This window comes from Eggerthella sp., assembly GCF_048329335.1.
Taxonomy (GTDB): domain Bacteria; phylum Actinomycetota; class Coriobacteriia; order Coriobacteriales; family Eggerthellaceae; genus Eggerthella; species Eggerthella lenta.
Map to the genome: position 1 here is coordinate 1 of NZ_DBFEGU010000263.1, position 9658 is coordinate 9658.

8 protein-coding genes are annotated in these 9658 nt (G+C 66.7%); 1 reads left to right on the forward strand and 7 read right to left on the reverse strand.

Annotation, left to right across the window (positions count from 1 at the left end):
* From ACMO6A_RS08300 to ACMO6A_RS08330, 7 genes are all read right to left on the reverse strand, one after another.
* On the reverse strand, positions 1 to 301 hold a 301-nt coding region (locus ACMO6A_RS08300), incomplete at its 3' end, for an ATP-binding cassette domain-containing protein (protein ID WP_418471079.1).
* Entirely contained in the window at positions 294 to 1415 is a 1122-nt protein-coding gene (locus ACMO6A_RS08305; RefSeq protein WP_009607912.1) for an ATP-binding cassette domain-containing protein, read from the reverse strand. The genes ACMO6A_RS08300 and ACMO6A_RS08305, both read right to left, overlap by 8 nt.
* A 9-nt stretch (positions 1416 to 1424) precedes the next feature.
* Positions 1425 to 2312, reverse strand: a complete 888-nt coding sequence (locus ACMO6A_RS08310) for an ABC transporter permease (protein WP_226844453.1) — start codon at positions 2310 to 2312, stop codon at positions 1425 to 1427.
* 166 nt (positions 2313 to 2478) lie between these two features.
* Positions 2479 to 3462 carry an ABC transporter permease gene (locus ACMO6A_RS08315; protein ID WP_009607771.1) on the reverse strand — a complete coding sequence of 328 codons (984 nt, stop codon included), beginning with the start codon at positions 3460 to 3462 and terminating at the stop codon, positions 2479 to 2481.
* A gap of 206 nt (positions 3463 to 3668) precedes the next feature.
* Entirely contained in the window at positions 3669 to 5318 is a 1650-nt protein-coding gene (locus tag ACMO6A_RS08320) for an ABC transporter substrate-binding protein (RefSeq protein ID WP_114519556.1), read from the reverse strand.
* 541 nt (positions 5319 to 5859) lie between these two features.
* Positions 5860 to 7986: an NAD-dependent DNA ligase LigA gene (gene ligA, locus ACMO6A_RS08325; protein ID WP_114519555.1), complete on the reverse strand. Its 2127-nt coding sequence runs from the start codon at positions 7984 to 7986 to the stop codon at positions 5860 to 5862.
* 146 nt (positions 7987 to 8132) lie between these two features.
* Positions 8133 to 8660 (reverse strand): HdeD family acid-resistance protein, encoded by a 528-nt coding sequence (locus ACMO6A_RS08330; RefSeq protein ID WP_009607819.1) that lies wholly within the window; start codon positions 8658 to 8660, stop codon positions 8133 to 8135.
* Positions 8661 to 8903: 243 nt separating this feature from the next.
* On the opposite strand from ACMO6A_RS08330, the gene ACMO6A_RS08335 reads away from it, so the two are divergent.
* Positions 8904 to 9658 (forward strand): ADP-dependent NAD(P)H-hydrate dehydratase (locus ACMO6A_RS08335; protein WP_418471082.1); only part of this gene is annotated, 755 nt, incomplete at its 3' end.

Sequence of the window (9658 nt, forward strand, 5' to 3'; positions counted from 1 at the left end):
CTCCTGCTTCGGCCAGCGTTTGACTCATGCGCATGCGCGGGTCGACGGCGGTTTCGGGATGCTGCAGGATCAGCTGCACGGGACACGTGCCGCGCTTCGGCAGCGGGGCGCCGTCCACGAGGATCTCGCCTTTCTGCGGACGATCGTATCCGGCCAGCATACGGCACAGCGTGGTCTTGCCGAAACCGGACGGCGCGCTGAGGGCGACGCGCTCGTCAGGGCCGACGGCCAAGTCGAAGTCGCGGTACAGCGGCGTGCGCGCGCCGGGGTACGCATAGGTTATGCCGCGCGCCTCAAGCATGGGAGCCCCCTTCCGTCGACCCGCCCGGCGCCTCGAAGCCGTGCTCGGGAAGCGCATGCCACAACTCGCGGCTGAACGGGTGCTGCAGCAGGTCGGGAGACGCGAAGTTCGCAACTGCCGTCTCCTCCACCACCGTGCCGTCGCGGAACACCGCCACGCGGTCGGCCACGCGCAGGGCCAGCTCGATGTCGTGCGTGATGAGCATCACGCCGCCGCCCGCGTCGGCGAAGGCGCGGAAGTCGTCGAGCGCGCGCACGGCCAGATCCAGGTCGAGGCCGGGCGTGGGCTCGTCGGCCACGATGACGCGCGGGTCGTCCATGAGCGCGCAGCACAAAAGAACGCGGCGCGCCATGCCGCCCGACAGCTCGTGCGGATACTTCCCCGCCGTGTCCTCGGGCAGTCCGTAGCGCTCGAACAGTTGCGCGCGCCGACGACGACGCTCGGCGCGCGACTCGTGTGCGCGCGCGAAGCCCTCCACCTGGCGGCCCACCTTCATGAGCGGGTCGAGGTTGTTCACGCTCTGCGGCACCAGCGAGATGCCGTGGCCGCGCAGCGCGGAAAGCGACGCCGCATCCTGCTGCGCGCCGTCGAACCAGACGCGGCCCCGCACCGTGGCGTTCGGCTCGAACAGCCCCAACACGGCATCGGCCAAAAGCGTCTTGCCGGAACCCGACGCGCCTACCACGGCCACGATCTCGCCTGCATGCACGGAGATGCTTAAAGAATGGATGACCTCGACCTCGCGCTGCTTCGCGCGAAAGAAGGGGGCGTCCTCGTCGTACATGCGGAACCCCACGCTGAGGTCCTCCACCTGCAGCAGGTGGTGGCCGTGCTCGTGGCGGGAAACGGGCGCGTGCGTATGATGGTGGTGCACCTGCGCGTCTTTGTGCGAAAGAGCCTCGTGCGGCACGACGTCGGGCGCGAGGCCGTCGATCGGATCCTCGGACGCTATCGCGCAGTCGCGGCCGGCGCCTTCCGCACCGAACAGCTGGTCGGTCAGGCGCTCCAGCTCGGCAGCGGCCTCGTACAGCGCGCGCTCGCGAGCGGCCAGATGCTCCGGCAGCGGGTTCCTGCCGTCCGTTTCAAGCGGGTTCTTGCGGTTCGCTTCGTCCATGACGGCCTCCTATTCCTGCGCGCTGTGCGGGTCGACGAGCTTGCGCAGGCTGGATCCCGCCAGGTCGAACAGCAGCACGGTCGCGATGAGCGCGAGACCCGGGAACACGGCGAGCCACCACATGCCGGCCGACAGGTACGCCATCGACTCGCTGAGGATCACGCCGATGGCGGGTTGCTCGGGCGGCAGACCGAAGCCGAGGAACGTCACGGCGGCCTCGTGCAGGATGGCGTGCGGGAACAGCAGAATCAACCCCACGATGAACTGGGGCAGCACGTAAGGAACCATGTGCTTCGCCGCGATGCGCAGAGGAGTCTGCCCCAGCCGCCGCGCCGCAGCCACGAACGTCGACTGCTTGCACTGCAGGATCTCGGCGCGCACGACGCGCGCGAGGCTGGGCCAGTGCGTCACGGCCACGCCGATGGTGACGCCCCAGAAGCCCTTCCCCAACGCGAACGAGATGAGGATGAGCAGCACGATATGGGGGATGCCCAGCATGAGGTCGATGAGCCAGGTGACCGCGGCATCGGCCTTCTTCCCGCCCAGCGCCGCCACCGCGCCCATGACCAGCGCGATGATGGACGACACGCCCGCGGCCAGAAGACCCACCAGCACGCTGGTGGACAGCCCCGCCAGCGTGCGCAGCAGCATGTCGCGCCCCATCCAGTCGGTGCCGAAAGGATGGGCGAAGCTGGGAGCGAGGTTCTTCATCGAGAAGTCGGTTGCCGTAGCCGCATCCGCGACGACGAGCCCCGCGACCACCACAGCCGCCAGCGCCGCCAAAGCACCCAAAAACGCCGCCAGCGTCAACCTCCTATTCCCCACCCGAGCCGCGCGAGGAGCATGCAGAAGGGGCGGCGCGGCATCCTTGGAGCCGTTGGGCTCGGCAGTTCCCACCAAGCGAGTTTCCCCTTCGGGGACTTGCTGCGCTTCGCTCCGCGGCGCCGCACCCATCGAGCCGAAACGCCCTGTGGGCGTTTCGTGCGAGCCAGGACTGCCGAGCGACTGGGAACTGCCGAACCCGACGGCGGACTCGCAGGTTAAGCAGGTTTCAACGCGCTCGTCAGCCATGAGCAGCCCCCTTGCGCATGCGAGGATCCACCACGCCGTACAGCGTGCTGGCTATCAGGTTGCCGGTGAACACGAAGGCGGCGGAGAATAGCGCGATGCCCACCAACAGCGCCGCGTCGCCGCCGAGGCCGGCCGTGACGGCCGCCTGCCCCAGACCCGGATACGAGAATACCTGCTCCACCAGCACCGATCCGCCGAATATCTCGGATATGGACGCGAATTGCAACGTGAGCGCGGGCAGCGCGAGGTTGCGCAGGCCGTGGTGGCGCAGGGCGCCCCAGGTGCTCAACCCGCGCGCACGGGCGAACCGCACGTAATCGCTTTCCAGCACGTCGATAGTCTTCTCGCGCGTGTGCAGCGCGATGTTCGCCACGCCGATCACCGACAGCGTGAGCGCTGGCAGCGCCAGATGATGCAGCGCGTCGGCAAAGGTCACATCGGCCGCCGACACCCCGATGGGCACCGAGAAGCCGAACGGGAACCACCCCAGCTGCACCGAGAACACGATGAGAAACAGCAGCCCCAGCCAGAACGTGGGCACCGAAGCCAACAGGAAGCAGTACCCCTTCACGATGCGGTCGATCAGACGGCCGCGGTTCGCGCCCGCGAGGATGCCCAACGCGAAGCCCAGCACGCCGCTGACCGCCCAAGCCGTGGCCATGAGCGCCAGCGAGTTCACCGCCCGCGTGGCGATGACGTCGATCACCGGCGCATTGAAGCGCAGCGATGTCCCCAGATCGCCGTGCAGAAGGTCGACGAACCAGTTGGCGTAGCGCTCCCACAAAGGCGTGTTCACACCCCAGTATTCGGCCAGTTGCGCCCGCTTCGCCTCGCTCATGTTGATATAGGCCGTCTGCCCCACGTTCGCCTGCACCGGATCGATAGGAGAAACGCTGACCAGCACAAACGTAACCAAACTCACCGCAAGCATGAGCAAGATAAACTTCGCTATGTTCCGAGCCAAAAATCGAGCCATGAAACCACTATACCCTCACTAGTAGAAAAACCCCACAGCAACACCCCTCCAACAAGCGCAAACGGCGCCCAGTCCCCCAACGCGCAAGCTCGTTACGGTCAGCGGGAGGGGCGCCGCGGTGCCCACCAAGCGAGTTCCGCAGCGAAGCGAGGACTGTTTGAGCGACTGGGCACCGCGGCGCCCCTCCCGCGTCGAGCACAATAAACTTACGCCCAGGACCACTGGTCGACGTTATTCACCAGCGACCAGCCGTGTCCGTGCGGATGAGGCTTCTGCTTCGCGATCTTGAGGTTGTCCTTCGCAAAGTACAAGTGGTCGATGTTCGCGAACCACACCCACGGCGCGTCCCCCTGCGGCGCGATGCCGGACTGGCCGTCCCACTGAGCCTTCTTCCACAGATCGAACGACTCTTCCACAGTAGGCTGGGCCAGCGCCTCGTCGAGGTACTTGTCGGTGGTTTCGCTCGTGTAGCAGGCGTAGTTGCCCGTGCCCTTGGAGTAGAACAGGTTGTAAATCTCGGTGGGCGCGTTCGTGCCCCAGCCCCACACCACCGGATCGGTAAACTGATGCGGGTACAGATCGTCCCAGCTGGCGCCCTTGATGGATACTTCGATGCCCAGCTCTTTCATCTGGTTGGTGAACTCCTCGGCGATACCTTGGCGCACGGTGTCGCCGGCCGAGTAGTACAGGTTGAACGCAGCGCGCGTGCCGTCCTTCTCGCGGATGCCGTCCGCACCGGCCGTCCAGCCGCCGTCGTCGAGCAGCTTCTTCGCCTTCTCGACATCGGTGGAGCACTTCATATCAGGCGAGGACCACGGCATGCCGTCGCCCACGCTGTAGGCCACGGTGCCGTAGCCGTTCAGCACGCTGTCGATCATCTTGTCGCGGTCGACGCCGTAGTTGATGGCTTGACGAATGGCCAGGTCGCACGTGACGTTGTTGCCGGCCGCCGCTTCGCCCTTCTCGTCGGTTTTCGTAGCGCCCGCCGGAATCACCGGCAGCGAGATGCCGCGAGAGTCGACCGACGCGCAGTTCAGCAAGTCGTAGCCGCTCGGCTGCTGAGCCGCGAACGTCGCCGAGGTGTATGCGACGTCGACCTGTCCGGACTTCGCCGCCGCAAGCGAGGCGTCCTCTTCCATGAACACCACCACGACGCGCTGGATGTTCGGCGCCTCGCCGTAGTAGTCGGGGTTCGCCTTGAGGATGACCTGCTGGCCTTTGTCCCACTGCTCCAGCATGTAGCGCCCCGAGCCGATGGGGTTGTCGCCGTACGTGTCGCCGTAGGCGTGCTCGGGCACGATGCCCACCACGGCCAGCGTGTACAGCAGCGCGTTGAACGGCTTCTCCATGTGCACGACGACGGTGGCGTCGTCGGTGGCCACGGCCTCTTTCACCATGGACATGTCGCACTCGGATGCTTCCGAGTTCAAGATGCCGTTGATGGTGAAGGCCACGTCGCGCGCCGTGAGCGGGGTGCCGTCGGTGAACTTCACGTCGTCGCGGACGGCGAACGTCCAGGTCATGCCGTCTTCGGACGCTTCGTAGGACGTGGCGAGGTCGTTCTTGAAGTTGAGGTCCGCATCGGTAGTGATCAGCGTTGACTGGATCAACGGCTCGTGAACGTGCTCGCCGCAGCCCCACGACACCATCGGGTCGAAGCCGGCGGCCGGCTCGGATCCGGTGGTCATCGAGACGATAACCTGCGAAGAGGCCTTGTCGGCCGCACCTTCCGTCGCGCCTTCGGCCGGCTTCTCGGCCTCGCCGCTCGCGCAGCTTGCCAGCAGCCCGCCCAACGACAGCGTCGCCGCCGTCGCACCCGTCAGTTTCGCGAAATCGCGTCGCGTGAGTGTTGCCATGCTTCCGTTCCCTTCCCTCAACGCCTCGGCGCCTTGAATCCGTCATAGGTGTTACGTATTCGAATTGCGTAACACACTATACCAGAGAGGGCTCCTTTCGAATGTTACGAATTTCATTTCCGTAACTCCCCCGGGCGAACGGCAGACGAAGAAGGGCGAACGCAAGCCAAACGTACGAATGCTTCACGTGAAACATCGACGGATTCCTTCTGCCGACATCCGACAAGGGAGCCGATGGCGAGAAAGCATCGAATTCGGAAGACGGGGCGCAGCCCGCTATCGCGACGCGAAACGATTTTCCTCATAATGCCTGATCGCAACAACGCCTCCTCCTGCCAGAACGATCCGAGACCTTGCGGTAAGCGCTCTTTCTTCCGAATTCGATGACTTTTTGCCTTTTCGAAAGCAAAAGGATGCATGGGGGTCATCCGCAGGACATCGGATCCGTCGGAGACGGATCCTCGTCGAGCCTCATGCACCAAGCGGAGCATCCGAGCAATGCTCCCCGTGAAACATCGGGGCGCGACGGAGCCCGGGCGTCCTACTCCGGAGCCTCGCCGGTTTCGAGGATGCGCAGCAGGGCGGCTTCGTCCAGCACGGGGACGCCGAGGGCGACGGCCTTGTCGTACTTGCTTCCGGCGGCCTCGCCTGCCACGACGAAGCTCGTCTTCTTCGACACGCTGCCGCTGACCTTCGCGCCTCGCGCTTTGAGCGCGGCACCCGCCTCGTCGCGGGTCATCCCGCTTTCCACGAGCGAGCCCGTCAGCACGAACGTGAGCCCCGCCAGCGTCTGCGGCAGCTGCTCGCCCGCGTCCGCGGCCTCGTCCGCAAGCGCCACGCCGTGCGAGCGCAAGCGCTCGATGACGGCGGCGTTGTCGGGCGTGCGCAGGAACAAATACGCGCTGCGCGCGATCTTCGGGCCCACGCCGTCGATGGCGGCCAGATCCTCCTCCGAGGCCTCCATCAGCGCCTCGATGGACGGGTACGCCGCCGCCAGCAGCTCGGCGATGGTCTTGCCCACGTGGCGGATGCCCAGCCCGAACAGCGCGCGGGCAAACGGACGCGTGCGGCTCTCGTCGATGGCGGCCACCAGCTTCTTCGCCACGGTGGAACCCAGGCGGATGGGCTCGCCGTCCTTGTTCACGCGACCCATGTCCAGAAGCGACAGCTCCATCTCGTCCAGCGTGTAGTAGTCGGCCACGTCGCTCAAACGGCCGCTCTCCACCAGGCGCGACACGATCTCCTCGCCCATGCCGTCGATGTCCATGGCGCCGCGGCTGGCCCAATGCAGCAAACGCTCCAGCGCTTGGGCCGGGCAGTCGATGGAGATGCAGCGGAAGTCCACCTCGCCCTCCTCGCGGATAACGGGCGAACCGCACGACGGGCACGTGCGCGGCATCTCCCACTGTACGGCATCGGCGGGGCGCAGCGCCAGCACCGGCCCCAGCACCTCGGGGATCACATCGCCGGCCTTGCGCACGATGACGGTGTCGCCCACGCGCACGTCCTTGCGCTGCACCTCGTCTTCGTTGTGCAGCGTCGCGCGCGCCACGGTGGAGCCGGCGACCACCACGGGATCGAGCTCGGCCACGGGCGTCAGCTTGCCGGTGCGTCCCACCTGCACGGTGATATCGCGCAACAGCGTGGTCTTCTCCTCGGGCGGGAACTTGAACGCGACGGCCCAGCGCGGCGCCCGGGCCGTGTAGCCCATCGACTCCTGCTGCGCGAACGAGTTCACCTTCACCACCACGCCGTCGATCTCGTAGGGCAGGTCCTCGCGCCGCGCCACGGCGCGCTCGCAGAACGCGTGCACCTCCTCGCGAGTCTGGCACAGCTCGACGTCGGGGTTCACGTGGAAGCCAGCCTCGCGCAGCCACGCCAAAAGCTCCCACTGGCCCTCTGCGTTCAGGGCGCGCTCGTCGGCCACCGCGTAGATGAAGGTGGACAGGTCGCGGTTCGCCGTGATAGACGGGTCCTTCTGGCGCAGGCTGCCGGCGGCGGCGTTGCGCGGGTTCGCGAACGCCTGCTTGCCGTTCTCGACGGCTGCGACGTTCAGCGCGTCGAAGCTGGACTTCGGCATGTACACCTCGCCGCGCAGCTCCACCGGCGCGTCCGCGTCGCGCAAGCCGCCCAGCGCGCCCTGGCGCAGGCGCAGCGGCACGTCCTTCACCGTGCGCATGTTGGCGGTGACGTCCTCGCCCGTGGTGCCGTCGCCGCGCGTTGCGGCGCGCATCAGGCGGCCGTCCTCGTACGTGAGCGCGATGGACGAGCCGTCGATCTTGAGCTCGCACACCACGGGCACCATGCGCCCGAACGCCTCCGTCACACGCTCGATCCACGCGTCCAGCTCGTCCAGGTCCATGGCGTTGTCCAGCGAGTACATGCGCCGGGCATGGCGCACGGGAGCGAACTGCTCGCCCACGTAGCCGCCCACGCGCTGCGTGGGGCTGGACGGGTCGATCAGCTCGGGATGCGCGGCCTCCAGCTCGCGCAGCTCGCGCATGAGCGAGTCGAACGCGGCGTCGGATATCTCGGGCGCGTCGTTGGCGTAGTACAGGTAGCTGTGATGCTCGATCTCGCGCCGAAGCGCGTCGATGCGCGCCGCCGGATCGTTGGTCGCTTCCGCAAGCGCCTGCTCGTCGAGCAAAGTCTGCTGTTCGTCTGCCATATTCGCCACCGTTTCGTGCAATCGGGAAGAAGGCCCCGAAACGATCGGGGCCTTCGCCTGTTTTCTTCGGAATTCTACCACGAGCCGCGAAACGCTGCGCGCTCGGCTCGGGGTTTCAGCAAACGCTCCACGGTAGCGCGCTTGCGCTACGCCGCCATGGCTTTGCCGGCGTTCCAGCCGTAGAAGATGAGCGACGCGCCGCGCATTAGGATGAACACCGACAGGAACACGCCCAGCATGGCCGGAGCGATGAAGAACGTCAGACCGCACAGCGCCCCGACGATGCCCGAGAACAGCATCCAACCCCACATCGACACGCCCATGTTGCGCACTTTGAACGCGCCGACGACCTCGAACACGCCGAACACGATGAAGAACGCGCCGATGAACCACGCCAGCGCGCCGGCCGACACCAGCGGGTTCACCAAAAACAGGATGCCCAGCACGATGTCGAGCGCGCCGTAGGCCAGCGCCCAGCCCGACAGGTCCATGGCCCGGCGGAAGCGGAAGTAGTTGACGATGTCGAAGATGCCCGACACCAGAAACGCCGCGCCGGCGATCACCGTGATGGTGACCAGCGCCAAGCCCGGCGCGAAAAGGAAGAACATGCTGCAGATGACGAGCAGGACGCCCGCGATGACGAGGCCCCAGTCGTGCTTGTTGGTCGTATCCATGAGATTGCTCCTTGGTCGCGGCGACCGCGCCGCGCAACACGTCCGAAAACCGGTGCGGCGCCTTGGTTGTTTACCGCCATTCTAGCGCAGCGGCACGTCCGAACCCCCAGTTCGCGCAACCGTTTACGTACGGTTACGGGCGAATTCGACGCGTTGTCGCCGATTCGACCCGCAGTCGCGCTCAGGCGCGATACGCGGTAGAATGCGAGCACGCGGTTCCTCGGAAGACAGGGCGGTACGACCATGCAGAACGTTCGAGAATACAGCAACGACGAGCTGGTGGCCCTCGTGCCGCTGCCGGCCGACGACGCGAACAAGTACTCGCGCGGCACGCTGGCCGCCATCGTGGGCAGCGAGCGCTATCCGGGCGCAGCGTGCCTGGCGGCCTACGCCGGCCAGCGCATGGGCGCCGGCTACACCGAGGTGTTCACCAGTCCGTCGGCCGTCCCGCTCGTGCAAGGCTTTCGGCCCTCGCTCGTGGTGCGCCCGCGCGCGGCTCTCAAGGCGAACCTTCCGGCCGCGAAGCCCGGCAAACCGCGCGCCTACCTCGTCGGCTGCGGCTTCGACGCAGAAGACGTCGAAGCCGAGAAGCTCGTTCACTTCGTGCTGAAGCACGCCGACGCGCCCGTGCTGGTGGACGGCACCGGCCTGGACGCGCTCGTCTCCGCAAAAGGGCGACGCTTGCTGAGGCGGCGCTTCCTCAACGGGAACCCCACCGTGGTCACGCCGCACGCCGGAGAGGCGGCGCGCCTCGCACGCCCCTTCGACCTGCCTGTCGACGATCCCTGCGCGCTCGCCGAGGCGCTGTCGCTCGCCTATGGCGTGATCGCCGTGGTGAAAGGGCCCGTCACGTACCTCTCCGACGGCGAGCAGACGGTGCGCATGGCGCACGGCACTCCGGCGTTGGCGAAGGCGGGCACGGGAGATGTGCTGGCCGGCATGACGGCCGCGCTGCTGGCGCAGGGGCTCGACCCCTTCGAGGCGTCCGTGCTGGGCGC

Excerpts from the sequence above, each read along its gene's own strand:
- ACMO6A_RS08305 (WP_009607912.1), bottom strand. The coding sequence starts at position 1,415 with ATGGACGAAGCGAACCGCAAGAACCCGCTTGAAACGGACGGCAGGAAC.
- ACMO6A_RS08320 (WP_114519556.1), bottom strand. The coding sequence starts at position 5,318 with ATGGCAACACTCACGCGACGCGATTTCGCGAAACTGACGGGTGCGACG.
- ACMO6A_RS08315 (WP_009607771.1), bottom strand. The coding sequence starts at position 3,462 with ATGGCTCGATTTTTGGCTCGGAACATAGCGAAGTTTATCTTGCTCATG.
- ACMO6A_RS08330 (WP_009607819.1), bottom strand. The coding sequence starts at position 8,660 with ATGGATACGACCAACAAGCACGACTGGGGCCTCGTCATCGCGGGCGTC.
- ligA (WP_114519555.1), bottom strand. The coding sequence starts at position 7,986 with ATGGCAGACGAACAGCAGACTTTGCTCGACGAGCAGGCGCTTGCGGAA.